The 21,576-nt window shown below is 46.3% G+C and carries 15 protein-coding genes; 7 read left to right on the top strand and 8 right to left on the bottom strand.

Features of this window, described 5'->3' with window-relative positions:
• On the top strand, positions 1–465 hold the full coding sequence (locus ABZR88_RS04115; protein ID WP_107829954.1) for a (2Fe-2S)-binding protein: 465 nt from the start codon (positions 1–3) through the stop codon (positions 463–465).
• Entirely contained in the window at positions 465–2,606 is a 2,142-nt protein-coding gene (locus tag ABZR88_RS04110) for a molybdopterin cofactor-binding domain-containing protein (RefSeq protein ID WP_107829952.1), read from the top strand. The genes ABZR88_RS04115 and ABZR88_RS04110 overlap by 1 nt, the downstream gene beginning before the upstream one ends.
• A 429-nt stretch (positions 2,607–3,035) precedes the next feature.
• On the opposite strand, the gene ABZR88_RS04105 is transcribed toward ABZR88_RS04110, so the two are convergent.
• The 5 genes from ABZR88_RS04105 to ABZR88_RS04085 all read right to left on the bottom strand — a co-directional run bounded on the left by ABZR88_RS04105 (position 3,036) and on the right by ABZR88_RS04085 (position 9,193).
• The gene (locus tag ABZR88_RS04105) at positions 3,036–4,616 is read right to left on the bottom strand and encodes a PAS domain S-box protein (protein ID WP_107829950.1); all 1,581 of its coding nucleotides are present in this window, start codon (positions 4,614–4,616) and stop codon (positions 3,036–3,038) included.
• Between the two features lie 203 nt (positions 4,617–4,819).
• Entirely contained in the window at positions 4,820–5,215 is a 396-nt protein-coding gene (locus tag ABZR88_RS04100) for a hypothetical protein (RefSeq protein WP_146166577.1), read from the bottom strand.
• An 81-nt stretch (positions 5,216–5,296) separates the two neighbouring features.
• Positions 5,297–6,142 (bottom strand): ThuA domain-containing protein, encoded by an 846-nt coding sequence (locus tag ABZR88_RS04095; RefSeq protein WP_107829946.1) that lies wholly within the window; start codon positions 6,140–6,142, stop codon positions 5,297–5,299.
• 154 nt (positions 6,143–6,296) lie between these two features.
• On the bottom strand, positions 6,297–7,937 hold the full coding sequence (locus tag ABZR88_RS04090; protein ID WP_107829944.1) for a polysaccharide lyase: 1,641 nt from the start codon (positions 7,935–7,937) through the stop codon (positions 6,297–6,299).
• A 260-nt stretch (positions 7,938–8,197) separates the two neighbouring features.
• Complete coding sequence (locus tag ABZR88_RS04085) at positions 8,198–9,193, bottom strand: Gfo/Idh/MocA family protein (RefSeq protein ID WP_107829942.1); 996 nt, start codon at positions 9,191–9,193, stop codon at positions 8,198–8,200.
• Between the two features lie 106 nt (positions 9,194–9,299).
• On the opposite strand from ABZR88_RS04085, the gene ABZR88_RS04080 reads away from it, so the two are divergent.
• Positions 9,300–10,481, top strand: a complete 1,182-nt coding sequence (locus tag ABZR88_RS04080) for an AIR synthase related protein (protein WP_107829940.1) — start codon at positions 9,300–9,302, stop codon at positions 10,479–10,481.
• On the opposite strand, the gene ABZR88_RS04075 is transcribed toward ABZR88_RS04080, so the two are convergent.
• The 3 genes from ABZR88_RS04075 to ABZR88_RS04065 all read right to left on the bottom strand — a co-directional run bounded on the left by ABZR88_RS04075 (position 10,482) and on the right by ABZR88_RS04065 (position 14,895).
• A complete protein-coding gene (locus ABZR88_RS04075) occupies positions 10,482–10,916 on the bottom strand; it encodes a hypothetical protein (RefSeq protein WP_107829938.1) in 435 nt (144 codons plus the stop codon).
• A 195-nt stretch (positions 10,917–11,111) separates the two neighbouring features.
• Positions 11,112–12,335, bottom strand: coding sequence for a hypothetical protein (locus ABZR88_RS04070; protein ID WP_107829936.1), 1,224 nt, complete (start codon positions 12,333–12,335; stop codon positions 11,112–11,114).
• 19 nt (positions 12,336–12,354) lie between these two features.
• Positions 12,355–14,895, bottom strand: coding sequence for a TonB-dependent receptor (locus tag ABZR88_RS04065; RefSeq protein WP_170113647.1), 2,541 nt, complete (start codon positions 14,893–14,895; stop codon positions 12,355–12,357).
• Positions 14,896–15,244: 349 nt separating this feature from the next.
• Here ABZR88_RS04065 and lpdA point away from each other — a divergent pair, with 349 nt between their 5' ends.
• The 4 genes from lpdA (at position 15,245) to ABZR88_RS04045 (ending at position 21,320) form a co-directional block, all read left to right on the top strand.
• Positions 15,245–16,630 (top strand): dihydrolipoyl dehydrogenase, encoded by a 1,386-nt coding sequence (gene lpdA / locus ABZR88_RS04060; RefSeq protein ID WP_107829932.1) that lies wholly within the window; start codon positions 15,245–15,247, stop codon positions 16,628–16,630.
• 344 nt (positions 16,631–16,974) lie between these two features.
• A complete protein-coding gene (locus ABZR88_RS04055; RefSeq protein WP_211309844.1) occupies positions 16,975–19,038 on the top strand; it encodes a M13 family metallopeptidase in 2,064 nt (687 codons plus the stop codon).
• Positions 19,039–19,207: 169 nt separating this feature from the next.
• The gene (locus ABZR88_RS04050; protein ID WP_107829930.1) at positions 19,208–19,864 is read left to right on the top strand and encodes an outer membrane beta-barrel protein; all 657 of its coding nucleotides are present in this window, start codon (positions 19,208–19,210) and stop codon (positions 19,862–19,864) included.
• A 115-nt stretch (positions 19,865–19,979) separates the two neighbouring features.
• Positions 19,980–21,320 (top strand): MBL fold metallo-hydrolase, encoded by a 1,341-nt coding sequence (locus tag ABZR88_RS04045; protein ID WP_107829928.1) that lies wholly within the window; start codon positions 19,980–19,982, stop codon positions 21,318–21,320.
• The last annotated feature ends 256 nt before the right edge of the window (positions 21,321–21,576 follow it).

Here is a 21,576-nt window from a genome sequence, read left to right as displayed (position 1 = left end):
ATGGCCATATTCAAAATCACGGTCAACAATAAACCCGTTACTGTAGAAGCAGACCCAGACACCCCGCTTTTGTGGGTGCTACGCGATAATTTAAACCTGGTGGGCACCAAATTTGGCTGCGGCATTGCACAATGCGGCGCTTGTACGGTACATATTGCCGGGCAAGCCACGCGCTCTTGCCAATTTCCTATTGCCGGCGTAGGCACCAACAAGGTAACTACAATCGAAGGCCTCAGCGCCGATGGCTCGCACCCGGTACAACAAGCCTGGGCCGAGGTTGATGTGGCCCAATGCGGCTATTGCCAGGCCGGTCAGATTATGGCGGCAGTAGCCTTGTTAAAACAGCACCCCAGCCCTACTGATGCTGATATTGATGCCGGCATGACCAACATTTGCCGTTGCGCCACCCATTACCGTATACGTAAAGCCATCCATCTGGCAGCAGAGAAAGGAGCGAAGAAATAATGGAAAATGTATCTCGCCGTAACTTTTTAAAGATCAGCTCTATTGCCGCAGGCGGTAGTTTGATGCTGGGTTTCAGCTTTTTAAGCGAAGCCGTGGAAGCTGCACCAGCGGCAGCCGCCTTTACCCCCAATGCCTACATTACCATTGATGGCACCGGACTGGTAACCCTAATGGCGCCTAATCCGGAAATTGGTCAGGGTATTAAAACCGCCCTCCCTATGCTATTGGCTGAAGAGCTGGAAGTAAAATGGGATAAAGTAAAGGTTGAACTGGCCAATTTCGATCCTAAATATGGATCGCAGGTGGCAGGCGGCAGCGGTGCTATCCGCAGTCGTTTTATGCCGATCCGCCAGGCTGGCGCCGCGGCCCGCATGATGCTCATCAGCGCAGCGGCCCAGCAATGGAGTGTGAACGAGGCCGACTGCACCGCCGAAGACGGCTTTGTATTACACAAAGCCAGCGGCCGTAAATTGGGCTATGGCGAACTGGCTGCCAAAGCAGCTAGCCTGCCTGTTCCAAAAGACATCACGCTGAAAGCCCCGAAAGATTTTAAGATTATCGGCACACGCGTGCCTAATATTGATAATCACCAGATCATTACTGGCAAGCCGTTGTATGGCATTGATACCCGTCGGCCCGGAATGCTGTTTGCCATTGTGGCCCGTCCACCTGCTTACGGAAAAACCATCAAATCATTTGATGATACCGAGACCCGCAAAGTAGCAGGTGTAAAAAATGTAGTGCAGGCGCACGGCGTGGTGGCCGTGCTGGCTACCTCAACCTGGGCGGCAAAAAAAGGCCGGGATGTGTTAAAAGTTGTTTGGGAAGACAGCACTCCGCTGGAAAGCACAGCCGACCATGATGCTGAATTTGCCAAGCTGATCCAGATTAAAACAGAAAACCCGCCACGCAATGATGGCGATGTAGAAGCCGCATTTGCTACCGGCGGCAAAGTGATAGAGGCAGTTTATGAACTGCCTAACCTCTCGCACGCCCCTATGGAGCCCATGAACTTTTTTGCAGATGTGCAGGGTGATAAAGCCGATTTGTTCGGCCCAACTCAAGTGCCCGCACAAATGCGCCAGGAAGTAGCCAAGGCGTTGGGCATCCCGCCAGAAAACGTGAGTATTGGCATGGTGCGTCAGGGTGGTGGTTTCGGGCGCAAACTGAGGGCAGATAATGGAGTAGAAGCCGCGCTGATCTCTCAGGCGGCCAAAGCACCTATACAGCTGATGTGGTTTAGAGAAGATGACATTCAGGGTGATTACTATCGTCCATCAAGCATGGCAAAATATCGCGCAGTGATCGGTCCTGATAACCAGCTGGTGGCCTGGCATGCCAGTGCGGCGGTGCTTAGCTCAGGCAGGGCCTTGTCTGATGCTTTTCCGGCCGGTGCTATTCCAAACTTCCGTCTGGATAATCACAACCTGAAATCAAACATCCCAACCGGCCCATGGCGCGGACCAACCGCCAACGTCTCTGCTTTCTCTGACGAAAGCTTTATGGACGAACTGGCGCACGAACTAAAAAAAGACCCCATAGCCCTGCGACTGGAACTACTGGAAAAAGTGCGCACGGCCCCCGTTAGTAAAGTGGCCTACAACCCTGATAAATTTAAAAGCGTTATTGAAAAAGTAAGCGAACTAAGCAACTGGGGAAAACAAACGCAGAAAAACGTATTCCAGGGTTTCTCGTGCTATTACTCTTTCAACACCTACGTAGCGCAGGTGGCCGAGGTAACCATGATGAATAACATGCCACGGGTAATCCGGGTATACTGCGCCGTCAACTGCGGCCGGGTAGTAAATCTAAGTGGTGCCGAAAATCAGGTGCAAGGTGCTATTTGTGATGGCTTGAGCCACGCCCTGTTCAGCAAGATCACCTTTGATAAAGGTGCTACTGTGCAGAAAAATTTCCATACCTACCGCTTTATGCACCAAAAAGACGCACCGCTGGAGGTCATCGTAAAATTTGTACAAACCGAAGAAGCTCCTACCGGTCTTGGCGAACCGGGCTTGCCGCCTATTGCGCCGGCTGTGGCCAACGCCATATTTGCCGCAACAGGTAAACGCATCCGCAAGCTGCCGTTTGAGTTTAACAAAAACAGTTTTGCCCAACCGGGAACGGAGAAGAGGGTGTGAACTTGAGGTGAAAAATTAATTACTGAAGACTAAAATCTAGTTAATATAGAGAGACGCTGAAATTGCGTCTCTTTCTTTAAGCGCAGTGCTCGCCTTTGGATATTCAATCCCGCCACCCGCCTATCCAAACACAAACTTGCCGCAGTCGCTCGCTTCTTCGCCGTTGGTGTTAAGAAGATATTAAAGTCCCCTCTTGAGAGGGGCGCGTTGACGGTGCGGCTGCAGGGGTGTGTCATTTCGCAAGTATAAAGAACACACCCCTCCACCCCTCTCAAGAGGGGAATCGCACTATTCCACCGCTTCTTTTAATCTCCCCAACACCAACGACGCAGACGCAAGCGACTAGAAAAAGAGGAGTTCGAGGTTCAATTCCCCTTCCTCCTCCTTCCCTAAAAAGGAATCTCACAGGCTAATCCTTATTATCTTAACTTATCCTTTCTTCCCCTGCTGATGAAAACTCACAGGGTCTATCACGTGGAAAGCTTCGAAGTTGATCTCGTGTACTACCATGTCCAGTTCCAGCGTAGTAGTTTTCAGCAGATCTACCAGTTCTTCCGTTTCAGCATCATGCCTGTTCATTTCCAGTAAACTCACCAACCCTAAAATAGTGGCCACCGGTTTCCTGATCTGGTGCGAGCCCATCCAGGCTATGTTGCGCAGGGTTTCCATTTGTGTGGCCACTTCGGTCTCTTTTTCCTTGCGCAGCGTAATATCACTTTGAACCGAAATGTATCCGGCGCGGTTACCTTTCTCATCAAACATCGGCGTAAACTCGGCAGTTACCCAGTAGCCTTTGCCCGCGGCGGTTACCAATGGCAGGTCCATCGAAAAAGCTTCCCATTGGGCCAGGTTTCGCTTTAGCTCAGCCAATAGATTCTCGCACATAACAGGATCGCACATCAAGTCATGTTGTACCTGGCCATGCATATCGGCAGCAGAGTAGCCGGTAAAACGCTCAAAGGCATTGTTTGCCCAGGTAACGCGCAATGAGGTATCAGTTAACAGCACCATGTTGTTGACATTCATGATGATGCCGGCCAGACGCCTGTTCTCTTTCTCTGATGCTTTGATGGCGTCAATATCTTTCACCGCGCCAATCATGCGTACAGGCTCCTGCTTCTCATTAAAAATAAGGTAGGCCTGATCAAACACATATTTATAATTGCCCTCACCCACGTGGATACGATACTCACACTCCCAAACCGTTTTTCGCTTTTCAATCACCTCCTGCTGACTGGCTTCTACCTCCTGCACATCATCCGGATGGATCAGTCCACGCCACCACTCCAGGCTATTCTCTATAGCGTCGGTGGGCAAGTTTACCATCTCGTTAATGTTGCCGTGATATTCCAGCTTGTTCTTCTTCAGGTCAAAATCATAGAAAATATCTTTGGTGGCCTTGGCAACCAGTTCATACCGGGTAATAGCTTCACGCAGTTTTTGCTCGTGCTCTATTGTTTCGGTCATATCGCGCACCAACACCATGTAGTGCTGCTTGCCCTTATAAGAAATGGTATTTAGAGTGATATTAACGTACAAACGTTTGCCGTTTTTGGTGATATGTCGCCAGGTGCCTTTATTGCTGATGTTGGCGTTGTTAGCCTTCAGCGTTTTGACCACCATATCATGATCCTCTACCGGGCGGATATCCAATATAGACATGCGCAAAAACTCCTCCCTGCTGTAACCATACATAGCTACGGCGGCATCATTTACCGAGGCAAATTTCAGCGTTTCCGGATCATAGATCCACATGGGGTTAGGGTTGGCCCGGTAAATTTCGCTATAACGAATTTCGTTTATCAGCAATGTATTTGAATGCCTGCGGATAAAGAAATAAAGCACAGCAGCTGTTACCACCACAAATAAAGCACCTTTAAAAGTGATGATAAAGTATAACCATTCGCCCAGTTTTGGTTTGAGCACGAACAAAAATTTATCGCTCAGCGCAATCCATAAAAGACTAATAATTAAATAAGAAAGGGCAATTCTTATTGCGCCGCGTTTCATGCTCAAGTTTCTATCAGACAAGTACTTGTCGTCTCTTCTAAAATAATATCCCGGGGTTAAAAATAGTTTAACAATCTTAAAACTAAATAACGCAGCCTAGCAAAACCGTTTTTGCAACAGTTAGTTTTAAAATGGCCTAATACGTTAAAAACACCGAAAATGTTACAAAAGCATGGCAATAAACCATTCCCCCTTAACGGTATTTAATGCTTTTCATGCGGTTGACTGAGTATAAAATTACGTATTCCGGCGCATAAATTGTTTACCCGGGTGTAAGATTGGCCGGTATTATCTTTTTTGTTCATTTCGATATCCAACCGGCCTGGAGATGACTTGATGTTGAAATTGGTATGATCTGCCAGTATCACCGCCAAATCAACCCGGTGATTCTGAGAGTTTAAGATGCTGGTGGGCTTAATTTGCTCATTAATATATTGCTCCACCCCCGGGGTGATATCGCTATTATACCTGGCAGAAAATTTGTATTCATAACGATTGCTGGATACCTCAATTTTGGTACCGTTGCCACCCATTCTGCACGCAGACAGGATGCCAGAACCCATTAGTGCGGCACCCAAAAGCCAATATTTGATCTTCATAACCATTTAAGTTTAAAGGTTTATGACCAAATATACAAAAGTAAATAGTACTATGCAATAACAAGTACTATCTAAAACACCTTACCTAGTTGTTTTGCCTAACCAGAGTAAGCTATTAATGATCAGCTTGCTTTGATCTGCATTACCAAAGGTTGAAGATAAAGTGCGATTAGTGTTATCAAACTTATGCTCATAGTCCATATCGTTATGGCCCATGTTCATGTAGATCATGCGGTAATGTTTATTAGTCCACACCACAGGGTAATAGCCACTGTGCCAGATTTCGCTTGGTTTTGGACCTGTACCCAGTGGAAAACTGGCTGAATCTATAGCCAACAGGATAGTAATATCGGGGTTTGTCCGCAGGTCATGCTCCCAGCGGTACCATTCGTTTGGTTGGGCGGTAAACTTTTTGGGCAGGCCTTTCAGTACCGGGTGCTTGTTTTCTTGCCGAACGATAGCAGTGGTTGGTCGCCAGGTATTGCTGACGTACTGGCCTGAACCAAGAAACTCATTATGATACCAGTCCCAGTTCTGTGTAAAAGATGACGGCGTAAGTGCAAAGGCCGAGAAATGGAAACCCATCCAGGCGCCACCGTTTTTCATATATTGTTCAAAAGCTGCACGTTGTTCGGGCGCTTCGGGGCGAGTATCCAGAAACAACACCACCTGGTATTGGGCCAGAAATTGGGCGTTAAGGTTTGTCCAGTTGTTGGTAGAATCGTAAGCAAAATGGTATTTGCGGCCCATCTCAGGGAACCACTTGTTGGCCTCATGCACAAAGCTGATATGAGCTAAATCGCTCTTACCGGTATAAAAAGCAATCACCCGAAACTTGGGCTTTTGCTGAGCGTAAACAGTAGCAGTAAAAGTGAGTGCCAGACAGAGTAAAGCCCAGCGGCGGCAGGCAAATAGGTTAAGGTTCATAAATTTGGTTGGTTAGTAAAGTAAAGCTAGCCAATACTTTATTACGTGGGTTGGCCATCTGTTCAGCCTGATATGCACCCGTATAAAAAGAAAAAGCCCGGCACCCTTGCGGTCCGGGACTTTTCAAACCAAATTATAAACCTATAGAGAAAATTTACTTAGTTGAAGGAACCACTTTTGAAAGCGGAACCAGGCTATTCAGATACACTTCGATATTTGCGTAACCGCTGCCGTCTTTAGCCAGCTTTGGTGAATCTGAAGCGTCTTTTGGGTTAAGACCATGTTTGATCTCGTACTCATCAGGCATACCATCATTATCTGAATCTTTGTATGGTGTGCCTTTGTATTCAGGATAACCGCCAACCTGGCTGATATCGCTGATGATGCCTTGCTTGTAAGTATCAGGCAGGCGTTCTTTTACATATTTTGCACCGATGCCCAGTTTAATTTCGCTGGCGTTGGTGTTATAAGCAATCTTACCGGTAGTAACGTCGCCTACGATACGGGTATCAACAGGGTCGCGTTTTGGCAATGATGCACCTACGTTAGCCAATACATAAGTATAAGCTTCTTTTGCAGGGATGATAGTAACCTTGTTTTTAATCGGCAGCGGTTTGTCTGCTTTGATGCTATCGGTGTAGCGACCTGCGTCTGGCATTTCGCCAATCTGCACGCCACCGTCCCAGTTGTTTTTGGTTACACGTTCGCTACCTTCAACAATGTTACCGCTTACGTATACTTTACCGTAGTGGGTTTTATCTTCTGGATTACGACCAGCTTCTGGTTTCAGAATACGGTGAGCGATAGGCTCGTTCATCGGCGTGATCGGGCCTGGTTTGAAGTAGTTATTGATGAAGTTATACAGCGAGTGGTTATCACCACCGTCTGAACTACGGTTCCACCAGTTAAATACTACGTTGTTGAAGAAACCAAAATCGCCATCCATACCTACTGACGGGTTACGGGCAATGTTGTTGGCCCACAGGTTACGCATAAACGTACTGTTATGACCGCCGATGGTGCTACCGAAAGCGTGGTTATAAGTATCTAATGCTTCAGAGAAGATAGAGTTTTGGATGGTTACGTTAACGGTAGCCATTTTCTCTTGTTTCTGACCGGCACGATCATACACGTGGCGGTAGATAGACATATTTTCATCCAAACCCCAGCTGGCAGAAACGTGGTCGATAATGATGTTACCTACCGGGTTACCACCCAGTGCATCATCACGACGGGTTACGTCTGTTGCGCCGCGACGGAAACGTACATAACGGATAATTACATCGTGGGTATCTATCAAAGTTGACTCGCCTGCGATACAGATACCATCGCCAGGGGCCGACTGACCTTCAATAGTAATATAAGGTGCCTTGATATTGATCGGGTAATTCAAACGGATGATACCAGATACGTTGAACACAACGATACGCGGACCACCAGCTTCGCAAGCCTCACGCAGGGTACCCGGACCGCTATCGGCCAGACTGGTTACCACAAATACACGACCACCACGGCCACCTGCGGTGTACATACCACCACCCTCGGCACCCGGAAATGCAGCCAGTTTAGTTTGTGGCAGATCGTCAGGATTTTTAGCCCATGGAATATATGGTTTACCGCTAGCTTTCATTACTTCCTGAGCTTTCTCCCAGGCTTTATCAGATGGCTTTCTGGCAACGCGCATTAACGAATCTGATTTCTCCTGAACTGCAGGCGGGATCCGTGGATATTGCGCTTTGGCAACGCCAATTGCTGCTAAAGTAATTACCGCTATGCTGGCAATGTGTTTGTTCATGACTATGATAAAAAAATATAAAGTTTAAAAAATAAAATTCACCCGTAACCACTCAGTCACGCCAAAACACATGGTTTTATTACCATATTGTTTTTGTTTTTATCCTAAAAATAGATTATCAGGCTTATACAGATCAAATATCAGCGCTTTGCCTGCACATTTCATGTAAGATTTTTTCTATCTATTGTACGATATTATCACACCCCCTGCTTTTCATGTAACATCTTAGCAACATAAGCTACAAGGGGTGTGATAACCGCCTAAACAGACATCCAAATACCCTGTTTGGCGCTGCTCACCAGGGCATCAATTACGCGCATGTTACCCAGCGCATCAGCAAGCGGTGTGGGTGCCGCTGTGTTATTAATAATAGCTTCTGAAATAGCATCACCCTGTAGGGTGTATTGATTATATGCGGGGATAATAATTTCTTCAATTTCCCGGTTACGTTGCAGATAAAGCTTCACCGGTACATCTGCCGGGGCGTTAACCGGAATCTCAATTTCCAGCCTACCTTTATCGCCACCGATAGCCGCACGCTGAAAAGGCTCCATACGGGTTGAGCAACTGAGCGAAGCCTGACGGCCATCGCCAAAATCAAGCAAACCTGTAGTTAAGGTATCGGTACCAAACTCCGCATCGCGATGCACCAATCCCACCACCCTTTGCGGCTCCTGTCCCCAAATAAAACGCGGGAACGAGATACAGTAGCAACCAATATCCATCAGCGCACCACCTCCTACTTCTGGCTTGTTGCGGATGTTGGCCGGATCTATATTATGGTAAGAAAAATCAGTATGAATATATTTCACCTCGCCCAACAAGCCATCGGCTACAATCTCTTTAGCCTTTTGCCATTGCGGATGGAAACGGTACATAAAGGCTTCCATTACTTTCAGGTGTGGGTATTGTGCGGCTGCATCAATCAACTGTTGCGCTTCGGCAGGATTCAGGCCAATGGGTTTCTCGCACAGCACGTGTTTGCCGGCCTGCAGTGCCTTTATAGTATAAGGTACGTGTAAGTGGTTTGGCAGCGGATTATAAATAGCATCCACATCGGGCGATGCCAGCAGATCTTCATAACTATTAAATATCTGTGCTATGCCCAATCTGGCGGCAGCCTCAGTAACTTTTTCTGCATTGGCAGATGCTATGGCCACTACCTCACTATATTGGCCTTGCTGCATAGCCGGAATTACCTGGGTTAAGCCTATTTTGGCAGTGCTGAGCACTCCCCATCTTACTTTTTTATTCATGTGTGATGCTGTTGATATGGCTGCTAATCTATGGTAAATTCTTCAACACCAATTGCAACAATAAGGTTGATGTAAGGCGGGCCGCAATTTCTGCTTATATTTGCGCATGGATACTACGCAACGCTATGATCAGCGTGGGGTATCGGCTTCTAAAGAAGACGTGCACCAGGCCATCAAAAACATTGATAAAGGCATTTTCCCAAAAGCATTCTGCAAGATAATTCCCGACATTCTGAGCAGCGACCCGCAGTGGTGCAACATTATGCATGCTGACGGCGCAGGCACCAAATCGTCACTGGCCTACACCTATTGGAAAGAGACCGGCGACCTTTCTGTATGGCGCGGCATTGCGCAGGATGCCATCATCATGAACCTGGACGACCTGCTTTGCGTGGGCGCTATTGATAACATCCTGCTGTCATCAACCATCGGCCGTAACAAAAACCTGATCCCAGGTGAAGTAATAGCAGCGATCATTAACGGTACTGAAGAAATTTTGGCCGAGTTGCGTGATGCCGGCATTGGCATCTACTCTACCGGTGGCGAAACTGCCGATGTGGGCGACCTAGTACGTACCATTATTGTAGACTCTACCGTTACCTGCCGCATGCGCCGTGAAGACGTGATCAGCAATGACCGGATCCAACCGGGTGATGTGGTTGTTGGTTTAGCATCTTATGGCAAAGCCAACTATGAGCATGAATACAACGGAGGCATGGGCTCAAACGGATTAACTTCTGCCCGCCATGATGTTTTCGGTAAATCTGTCGCCGAAACTTACCCTGAAAGCTTTGACCCGGCTGTGCCTTATGACCTGGTATTCTCGGGCTCTAAAAAACTGACTGACGAGGTGAGCATTGGCAATGGCGAAAGCGTTACTGCCGGTAAACTGGTACTCTCTCCCACCCGTACTTACGCGCCTATTATTAAAAAGATATTAGATGGCTACCGCAGCCAGATCCACGGTATGGTGCATTGCAGTGGTGGCGCTCAAACCAAAGTATTGCACTTTGTAGAGGGCCTGCATATTATTAAAGACAACCTGTTCCCTGTACCTCCGCTGTTTGACCTGATCCAGAAAGAATCTGGCACCAGCTGGCAGGAGATGTACAAAGTGTTCAACATGGGTCACCGTATGGAGCTTTACGTACCGCAAGAAATTGCTGCCGATCTGATTGCCATTTCAGAAAGCTTTGGCGTTGCCGCACAAATTGTTGGCAGAGTAGAAGCTGCCGGCCATAAGCAGGTAACCATTCGCTCTGAGTTTGGCGAGTTTATCTACGAGTAACTATTTCATATAACGACTATACGCTGAACCCATATCTGTTACATCGGCAGATATGGGTTTATTTTTGCCATTAAATAGTATCACCCCGAAAAACAGGGTATCAATACGCATGGCATAAACCGCACCTGTGGTGGTTTTGAATCTCAACACACCCTCTGACTCCCTCGATGCCTGCGGCGCCTTTATCGAATCAAGATAACGTCCGGCTTCTGACTGATACCACACATCATCATCAACCGAGGTATTATAGGTAGCAGTATCAAGCTCTTTCTGTTTTTCTGTCATCAACCGCTCGCTTGGCGATACAATTATGGCTATGGGTTTATCAAAAAAATCAGAATCGGCCTGAAATGATGTGGTATCGTGGATACTTTTATTGAAATGATTATTGGAGTTTTGCTGCTGTTTCTCCGAATGTTGGCAAGCAGCAAACATTACCGCAAATAGAATTAGCGCGAAAGGTTTAGTCATCGAACTAATATCACAAAAAATTCCGGTTGGATATGTCCCGACGATATCTTTTTTACACCTGCACTTATAAGCTGAGCAACCGTACTTTTTATTGTTCAAAAGAAAAGCCCTGCAGCGTTAACGCTGCAGGGCTTTATCTTAATTATTTACCCGTTTGAATTACGGAGCAACGGTAAATGCACCGCTGTTGTACACAAACGTTTTGGTTACGTTAAAGGTTGAACCATTGTAAGCAACGTAAGTGATTACAAATTTCTGGTTAGCAACCGCTGTTGGGAAATCATGTAGCAAAATCAGGTTGATACAAGCGTTAACCTGAGCATCAGTCCAACCGGTTGTTGAAGAAAGCGGAGTGCTAACGTTAAAGTCGCCAAAGCTAGCCACGTTATCCAATGCAGTTTGGATATTGATGGTGGTTGGCATGGTTTTGATCTGTGCGTAATCGGCAGTAGTAAGTTTGTAAGTTACCGTGTTATCAGCTACCCAGGTGCCATTGGTTTTTAAGAACTGTAAAGTAGCAGGCGTTGGTGTAGTTACCCAGTTACTTCCATCAAAAGTTAATGGCAATACGCGTTGATAGCTAACGGTTGCACTAGTCTGATACTTGTAGTTAACATAAATTACGTCGGCAGCTTTTGCAGTAGCCATAACTGCAGCATCTGCTTTAAGGAATGCCCCCAGAATACTAGGTATGTTCGCTGCATCAGCGGTAACAAATGCATTGTTTACACCACGGTTAACCGTAGCATACTGGGCCGGTTTAACACAGTAAATTTTTTGCCAGTCGTTAGCTGCAGTATATATAAAAGCATCAGTTGTAAGTGTACCGGTAGATGCCGTTACGTTCGATTCAAAATACAGGTAAGTCAATACACGGATAGTATAATCGGCCGGTGGCGTTTGATTTTTGAATTTCAACCAGTTAAGAGCGGCAGAAGCGCTAAGGTCATCAAAGTTATTGGCCGAAATATTAGCACCCTTGTAAGTAAAAGCCGTCCATCTATAATCGCTCGGAGGACCTACTTGTAAAGTGATAGCAACGTTTGCATTTACCGAGTCGGCTAACTTAATAGACGGGTTGGTAACTCCATAAGTAACCGCAATAGATGACTTTTCGCCATAAGTAGGGTACTTAGAAGCTAAAATGGTAGGAATGCTGGCAGCTGCATCGTCTTTAATTTTAAAGCTCAATGAAGTTTTAGCATAGTTGGTTGCAGGCAACAAACCATAATCGGCAGCAGAAAGCGTAAGCGACGCAGTTACTGCGCTGGCAGTAGGAGCCGGCACACCGCCCAGCTCATCGTATGTTTTATCCAACGGGCGGCAGGCGCTCAATGAGCCAATTACTGCTACTAAAGCCAGAAGGTTATAAATCTTTTTCATAAACTATCTTTATATAAGATTAGAATTTAATTTTTAAAGTCATCATATATGTACGCGGGGTACCGTACCATACGCCCATAGTATTGAGTCGTGCGGCACCAACGTTAGTAAGCGATGGAGATGAGTCGAACGAGTCAGAAATATAGGTAGTATTCAGAATGTTGTATACGTTACCAATTAACGACGCATCTAAACCAGCCAGTTTAAAGCGGTAAACTGCGTTAACATCCAGTGTTGAGTAATCTGGAATATCATACAGTTGGTAGCCGGTAAAGGTTAACTTGCTTGGGTCAAACGCACCGTAGTAGTGGCCGCGATAGTTCCAGTTGCTACCCACTTTAAGGTGCGGCATCACATCAACATCAGCACCTAAAGAGGCGGTAGTTTGTGCACCTGTAGAGTTAGAACCAAACTCACCTACTTTTAAGCCTTTTAACAACAGGGCAGAGATATTTTGTGATTTACCTTGGTCATTAGTAACCTGAGTAGCACCGGTGTTGCTGGTGTAGTAATAGTTACCAATTGAAATCTGACCGTTTAAAGTTAATCCTTTGAACGGACGATAACGGGTAAACACCTCTACGCCTTCGTGCATCTCATTAATACCAGAGATGTTGGCAGTGGTAATAGAACCATCCTGATTAGCCGGACCAGCAACAGCTTTTGCACGGTCTTTATAGCTTGAACGGTACAAGTTTACTTCAGCAGTGAAAGCCGCGCTGCTAAAATGATAACCTAACTCATAAGTAAACAGTTTTTCTGGTTTAGCATCAGGGTTCAGGTCGTTTTTCTTGTTCAGGAAGATAGTAGCAACCAGTGGTGATCTTTGAATGTAACCCACGTTAGCAAATACGTTGCTTTGGTTATCAATATTATAGTTAACACCACCTTTAGCCTGGTAACCTAAAAAGTTAACCCATTTGGTTTCGCGGTTTGGATCTGTAGTAAGGTAGTTGAAATAATCCAGTCTTTTGTTACCGGTGTTGTTACCAGCAAGGGCAACAAAAGCAGACAGGTTATCTTTTACGTACTCAGTTTGCAGGTAAACACCTTCAGACTGTACATAGTAAGTATAATCGTTATTGATTTTATCACCAGTTCTGGCCAACTTATTCGGGTTGTTGATATCGCCGGTAGTGTTGCTCGCTTTGTATGGATCACTTACGTATTGACCACCTAACAGGTCGTTCACTTTATAGTAGTGCTCACCCTGGTAGTATCTCAAATCCAGACCACCTAAGAAACTGATGTACTGACCAATTTTTCTTTTATAAGTGCTCAACACACCATATTGTGAGTGGTTGTTCTGCGCATTCTGTAACCAGGTTGATGATGAACCATCAGCATTTGCCATGTTATTTTTGGTAACCGCATTGAAATCAATAGGAGAAAATTGATTACCTGTTCTTGGCAGTGAGGTTGGCGAGTTGTTAGTAAACACGGCAGCACCGTCACCCCATGAACCGTACAATACTGTTGACAAAGATGATTTATCGTTAATTGTCCAGTTATGGTTTAATGAAGCCAGTGGCTTGTTATAATAGTTCTGCTCTGCGCTCAGTAGCTGGCCATTAAGGTAACCATAGTCTGAGTTATAGCGAATGCCTTGCGGAGCAGTTCTGTAAGTGTTAATGGTATTGAAGGTATAACGCTGACCGTGGTTTTGAGCAGCACCCATAATGTTGAAAGACAAGCTGTTTGACTTGTTGATCACTTTAGAAACGTTCAGGAAGTAGCTGTAACCAGTGTAGTACAAACCTTCGGCGTTACCATCACCTTTGCTTCTTGAAAGCAAGAATGAGCTAGCCCAGCCTTTGTCGCTCAAACCTGTAGCGTAAGACACCAAAGTTTTTTGAGCGTTATAGCTACCGAAAGATTGAGCAATAGTACCGCTTTCATTAGCCTCTGTAGATTTAGTAGTGATGTTGATAGTACCACCTAAAGATGGCACAGCCACAGTAGAGGCACCAATACCACGCTGAACCTGGATAGAGGTAGTAACGTCTTGCAAACCAGCCCAGTCGTTCCAGTAAATCTTACCGGCCTCAACGTCATTTACTGGTAAACCGTTAATCAATAAAGCCACGTTATTGCTGCTAAAACCGCGGATATTGATACGAGAGTCACCGTAACCACCACCTAAACGGCTTACGGTTACACCAGGAGTAGATTGTAATAATTCAGGAAATTCTGCACCGGCACCTTTTTCCTCAATATATTGAGCACCTACCGCAGAAACAGCGATTGGCGTTTGTCTGCTAATCGCGATAGATTGCGTACCTACTACCACAACCTCTTTCATAGCGGCCGAAGTTGGATCAAGTGTGATAACGCCAAGTTTAGTACCGGTTACCTGTACGTCTTTACTTACGTAACCGATAAAAGAGAAGGTTAAAGTTGCACCATCTGTAGGTACAGCAATTTTAAAAGAACCATCAAGCGCTACAGATGTAGCTTTGGTTGTGCCCTTAACGGCAACGGTTGCCCCAATAAGGGGATCTTTGGATTGTGCGTCCAACAGTTTACCTGTGACAACTTTTGTGTTTTGTGCAAAAGCCATACACGTTGTAAAAACTGCCGCAATAAAAAGAAGTAAATGCTTCCTCATACTAAGTTGTTTTGTTTGTGAATGAATACTTGTTTGTTTGTAGCTAAAAAGATTTCAGCGAACAAAGATAATTCCCTGTATGTTAAATCATTGTTAACTGTTGTGGAAATTTAATAAACAATTTATATTTTTTGACAAAAAGATAACTGTTATCCTGTTTTTTTTGCCACTCAGTTAAAACTACGTCCCCATTGCCAGCCCTACGTAATTAATTGCGGCACATCGTTTACAGTTTATTTTTCATTCCGGGGTTTTTGCTTAGTTTTGGCGCGAATACTTAAAAGCATTATTTCATCACATTATGGATTACGATGTAATTGTTATCGGGTCGGGCCCGGGCGGCTATGTGGCTGCCATCCGCGCATCACAGCTGGGTTTAAAAACAGCAGTGGTAGAGCGCGAGTCGTTAGGCGGTATTTGCCTTAACTGGGGCTGTATCCCAACCAAAGCTTTATTAAAGAGCGCTCAGGTATTTGAATATATCAACCACGCTGCAGATTACGGTATCAAAACCGCATCAGGCGAAGTGGACTTTGAAGCTGTAGTAAAACGCAGCCGCGGTGTGGCCGACGGCATGAGCAAAGGCGTGCAGTTTCTGATGAAGAAAAACAAAATTGATGTGATTGTAGGTACCGGTAAGCTGAAAGCTAAAGGTTCTGTTGAAGTTACCAACGCAGGCGCATCAAAAGTATATACCGCCAAACACATTATCCTGGCTACCGGCGGTCGCTCTCGCGAGCTGCCAAACCTGAAACAGGATGGCGTTAAAGTTATTGGCTACCGCCAGGCCATGGTGTTGCCAAAACAACCAAAATCAATGGTGGTTGTAGGCTCAGGCGCTATTGGTATTGAGTTTGCTTACTTCTATAACTCTATCGGCACTAAAGTTACCGTTGTTGAGTTTTTAGATAACATCGTTCCGCTGGAGGATGAGGAAGTATCAAAACAACTGGCCCGCACGCTGAAAAAACAAGGCATCAACATCATGACCAGCTCTACTGTCGAGTCTGTTGATACCACTGGTGATGTATGCAAGGTAAATGTTAAAACCGCTACCGGTACAGAAGTACTGGAAGCAGAGATTGTACTATCAGCAGTTGGTGTTTCTACCAACATTGAAGGCATCGGCCTGGAAGAAGTTGGCGTTAAAACCGACAAAGGCAAAGTACTGGTTGACGATTACTACCGCACCAGCGTGGAGGGTGTTTACGCTATCGGCGATATTGTTAAAGGTCAGGCACTGGCACACGTAGCATCTGCAGAAGGTATCATCTGCGTTGAGAAAATTGCCGGTCACCATCCAGAACCATTAAACTACAACAACATCCCTGGCTGTACTTACTGCAGCCCGGAGATTGCGTCTGTAGGTTATACCGAAAAAGCCGCTAAAGAAGCAGGTTATGAGGTTAAAGTGGGTAAATTCCCATTCTCTGCCTCTGGTAAAGCCAGCGCAGCCGGTGCTAAAGACGGTTTTGTAAAACTGGTATTTGATGCCAAATATGGCGAACTGCTGGGTGCCCACATGATTGGCGCTAACGTTACCGAAATGATTGCCGAGATTGTTACCGCCCGCAAGCTGGAAATTACCGGTCATGAACTGATCAAAACCGTACACCCGCACCCAACCATGAGCGAGGCTATTATGGAAGCCGCCGCCGAGGCGTATGGCGAGTGTATCCACTTGTAATTGAAGCCTGGAGATTGAAGGTTAAAAGATTCGGTCTCTAATTAAAATAACTGTAGAGCCACAATTATGTGGCTCTTTTTTTATGCCTTTATTTTCATTTATAGGCAGTCGCTCGGCTCCAGCCGAGTGACACGCTATCCTGCGGCCTCTGGCCGCCGTAATTATCAAACCAACTCACGGCGGCCAGAGGCCGCAAGATAGTCGTCACTCGCGAAGACGCGAGCGACTGCAAATTGAACAATTAATTATCAAGCTATAGACCGCCAGCCCAGCTTTCTCCTCCCTATGAACTATCGACAAAAACACTTAACTTACGCCCCTTCTTAAACAAACAAAGGATATAAATGACACTCAAACTGAAGAATGCAGCGCTGGCAGGAACGGCTTGCGCATTTGTATGCATTACCACTGTGTTTAATGCACAGGCCCAGCATGACTCCCCCAAGTCGCCAACAGGCAGATTTATTACCACCAGCAACATGGATACCAAGGTGGCTCCCGGCGACAATTTTTTTGAGTATGCCAACGGTAATTGGATACTTAACAACCCCATCCCCGCTAAAGAAACCCGTTGGGGCAGCTTCGGCATTTTGCACGAGCAGAACACCAAGAAAATTCTGAACATCCTTGCTGAGGTAAACAAGCCCGGTCAGCCCAAAGGCAGCATCAAGCAACGCGTAGGCGATCTGTATGCAAGCGGCATGGACTCGGTAACCATCCAGAAACGTGGTTATGACCCTATCAAGCCAGATCTGCAACGCATCAGCCAGATTAAAGATCAAAACGGTGTAATTACCGAGCTATGGTATGACCGTGTGAATGGCCTATCAAGCCCGCTGTTTGGTTTCGGCGTGGGGTCTGACTCTAAACATCCTACCAAAAACATCATCTTCCTGGGCGCAGGCGGCACCAGTTTACCAGATCGCGATTATTATTTGAAGAACGATGCCCGCTCTACCAAAGTGCAGGAAGCTTATAGAAATTACATTGCCACATTGTTTACCCTAACCGGTAGTACAGAGGCCGAGGCCGCTAAAAATGCCGAAACCATCTACGGTATCGAAAAACAATTGGCTACCGTTCAGATGAGCCGTGTAGAACTGCGCGACCCGAACAAAACATACAACAAATATGCGGTGAGCGATCTGGGTAAAGTAGCACCGCATATTAACTGGGCCGATATGTTTACCAAACTGAAAGCCGGCGGTCAGGATAGTGTAATTGTATCTCAGCCTAAATTTATGACCACTGCCGACAGCCTACTGGCAGCTGTGCCAGTTACCGACTGGAAGGTTTACCTAAAATGGAACATCCTGAAAGGAGCAGCCAGCGCTCTAAGTGCCCCGTTTGAGAAAGCCAGCTTTAACTTTAGTAAAGTATTAAGCGGCCAGCAGGTACAAACCCCGCGTAACGAGCGTATGGCCAATCTGGTTGATGCATCAGAAGGTGAGTTATTAGGGCAAATCTATGTTCAACGTTATTTCTCGCCTGCCGCCAAGCAATATATGGCCAAGCTGATTGAAAATCTGAAAGGCGTACTGGGCGACCGTATTAAGCGTCTGGATTGGATGAGCGATGCCACCAAAACTCACGCTCTGAAAAAACTAGCTGCCTTTACCGTGAAAATTGCCTACCCAGATAAGTGGGAAAATTATGACGGCCTGACTATTAACCGCAATGATTATGCTGGCAACCTGCGTCGCATTGGCCAGTGGCGTTACAACTTCAACGTAAGCCAGTTAGGTAAGCCGGTTGATAAAACCCGCTGGGGAATGACGCCGCCAACGGTAAATGCTTACTACAGCCCAACCAATAACGAGATTGTGTTCCCGGCAGGTATCCTGCAATTCCCATTTTTTGATTTTGAGGCTGATGATGCCATTAATTACGGTGGTATCGGCTCAGTTATCGGCCACGAGATGACACATGGTTTTGATGATCAGGGTCGTCAGTTTGATTTTGATGGTTCACTGCATGACTGGTGGACCAAAGAAGATGCAGAAAAATTCAAACAACGCGCCGATAAAGTGGTTGAACAATATAACGCCTATACTATCTTAGATAGCGTACACGTAAATGGCAAACTGACGTTAGGTGAAAACCTGGCAGATCTTGGCGGTTTGAACATTGCTTACGAGGCATTCAAAAAAACCAAAGAAGGCCAGTCTAACACCAAAATTGATGGCTTTACGCCAGATCAGCGCTTCTTCCTTTCATGGGCGCAGGTATGGCGCAGCTCGCAAAGGCCGGAGTCTGCACAGCAGCGCATCTTAACGGATCCGCATTCGCCAGAGCAGTTTCGCACCATTGCACCTATCACTAACATGGACGCCTGGTATGAGGCTTTCGATATAAAACCCGGTAATAAGCTTTACAAAAAACCGGAAGACCGCATTAAGATCTGGTAACAAACTACCGGTCTTAAGTTTTGAATCCAATCAAACAGAAACCCCTGCCATACGTGGCGGGGGTTTTGTTTTTTGCAACCATTAGCCGTAAAGTTTGTTATAACATTTAAAGCAAAACTTTACTTTTTAGCTAAAAGTGCCGAGATTTATTGTACACCATCCGCTTGTCATGAAAAAGATCTTATCCATCTGTATCCTAGTCCTGGTAGCCCATGTGGCATCGGCGCAGTTAGTCAACCTGGGTTTCAGAGGCCGTTTCACCTCAGCTAAACTTACCGGGGGTTTTAACGGTGCAAGCAGTAACACCTCTTGGCTAAACATGGTAGATATTGGCATTTTCCCAGAACTTGACTATGGCACTATTGTCTTTCAGCCGGGTTTGGCCTTTATACAAAAAGGAGGCTCCAGCAAACCGGACCGGTCGGCCAGTTTGGGATCAAACTCTTTAGAGGCAAATCTAACCATCAACTACCTGGAATTGCCCCTCAACGTGCTCTACAAAATTCCGCTAAAGCCCAATAAAATATTACTGGGCGGCGGCCCTTACCTAGCTTATGCCACCACAGCACACACTACCGTTACTACGTTTGATCAGAACGGGAATATGGTTAACGACAAACAAAAAACTGCCATTCCCCTGGGCGGCGGCCCCAATGATTTGAAACATTTTGACTACGGTATTAACCTGCTGGCTACCTTCCGCATCAAAAATGGTATTGAAGCCGGTTTGGGAGCTGGTTTTGGATTGGGTAACCTGTCTAACACCTCCACGGTAAAAACGCATAACCAAACGTTAAGTGTTAGTTTGGGCTATTTCTTCCAGTAAAACCATAGCGCCCATATACAATATATAGTTTGGCATTATTGATTTTCGTGTAATATTTCGATTGAAAACTTCAGATTTTCAGAACTTTTCCTTCCCGCACTGACTATATTTGTTTATGTTGATCAACCAGTTTTATGATACCGGGTTGGCGCATGCCTCATATGCGGTGCTGCGCAACGGCAAGATGATCATAATTGACCCTGGCCGAGACCCGAAACCTTATTATGATTTTGCTGCCCTGCACCAGGCAGATATTGTAGGGGTAATTGAAACCCACCCGCATGCAGATTTTGTGAGCTCGCATCTGGAGATTCATGGCCAAACCGGTGCTACCATCTACGTAAGTAAACTGGTAGGCGCTACCTATCCGCACCAAACGTTTGACGATGGCGACGAAATTGCGCTGACCGACATCAAACTAAAAGCCATTAACACCCCCGGCCACTCACCCGATTCTATTTGTATTGTTGTTGAAGATGAGACCGGCCGCCAAACCGCCGTATTTACCGGCGATACTCTTTTTGTGGGCGATGTAGGCCGGCCCGACCTGCGCGAGAACGCCGGCAATATTACCGCCCAAAAAGAAGAACTGGCCCGCCAGCTCTACCACTCCACCCGCCAAAAACTGATGCGTCTGCCGCGTGAAACCACCGTTTACCCCGCCCACGGCCCAGGCTCGTTATGTGGTAAAAACATGAGTCCGGATTTGCAGAGTACCATCGGCAGAGAGTTGCGCGAAAACTACGCGCTGCAACTGATGGACGAACTGCAGTTTGTACAAATGCTTACCGAGCACCAGCCTTTTGTACCGCGCTATTTTGGCTACAATGTAGAAATGAACCGCCAGGGCGCAGCAAATATGGAAACAACTATTGCTGCCGTGCCCCGCATCGCTCCTAAAAAACTAAAAGCAGGTGCCACTATTATAGACACCCGCCAAGCCACTGCATTTAAAGCCGGGCATCTACCCGGCGCCATCAACCTGCAAAACAACGGCAAGTTTGAAACCTGGCTAGGGTCTGTGATCAATAACGACGAGCCATTTTACCTGATTGCCGCGGATGACGCAACGTTGGAAAGCATGATCAGAAAAACGGCCAAAATTGGCTATGAGCAAAACATCCTGGCGGCAATATTACCGCCAAACAGCATGAGTGCTATTACACCGTCGCTCGATTTAAACGACTTTAATCGCCATCCATCACATTACACTATTATTGATGTCCGTAATCATACCGAAGTTGAGGAAGGCCGGATGTTCAAACATGCGCTATCCATCCCTCTGCCCGAACTGCGCGAGCGATTGGATGAGATCCCTCTCGACAAGCCCATTGTAGTACATTGTGCCGGAGGCTATCGTTCTGCCGCGGCAGCAAGTATTGTGGCCGGCAAGATTACGCAAGTACCTGTTTATGATTTGGGTGAGGAGATTGCGAATTATCCGATTTTGCGTTGATACCTTACCCGTCATGCTGAGCGATAGCGAAGCATCGCAGCGAGCAATTTTGAGGTTTGGATCGGCATAGAGGTGCTTCGTTCCTACCCATGACATGTTGTACTTTGTGGGTAAAGTTAGTGCTAAAATTCAGCGGCAATCCGGCTCAGTCGCCGCCGGAGGGCTGTTAGTTTTTCGTAGTATAATTTGCTTCTTAAAAGCACTCAAGAAGGCTTCGCCGTTTGAGGCGCCAAAGTAACCAAAGCGCTTAACAGCG

The sequence above is a fragment of the Mucilaginibacter yixingensis genome (assembly GCF_041080815.1).
GTDB classification, from domain to species: Bacteria; Bacteroidota; Bacteroidia; order Sphingobacteriales; family Sphingobacteriaceae; genus Mucilaginibacter; species Mucilaginibacter yixingensis.
The sequence above is the reverse complement of the archived record's forward strand: the minus strand, read 5'-3'. Positions and strand labels throughout refer to the sequence as shown.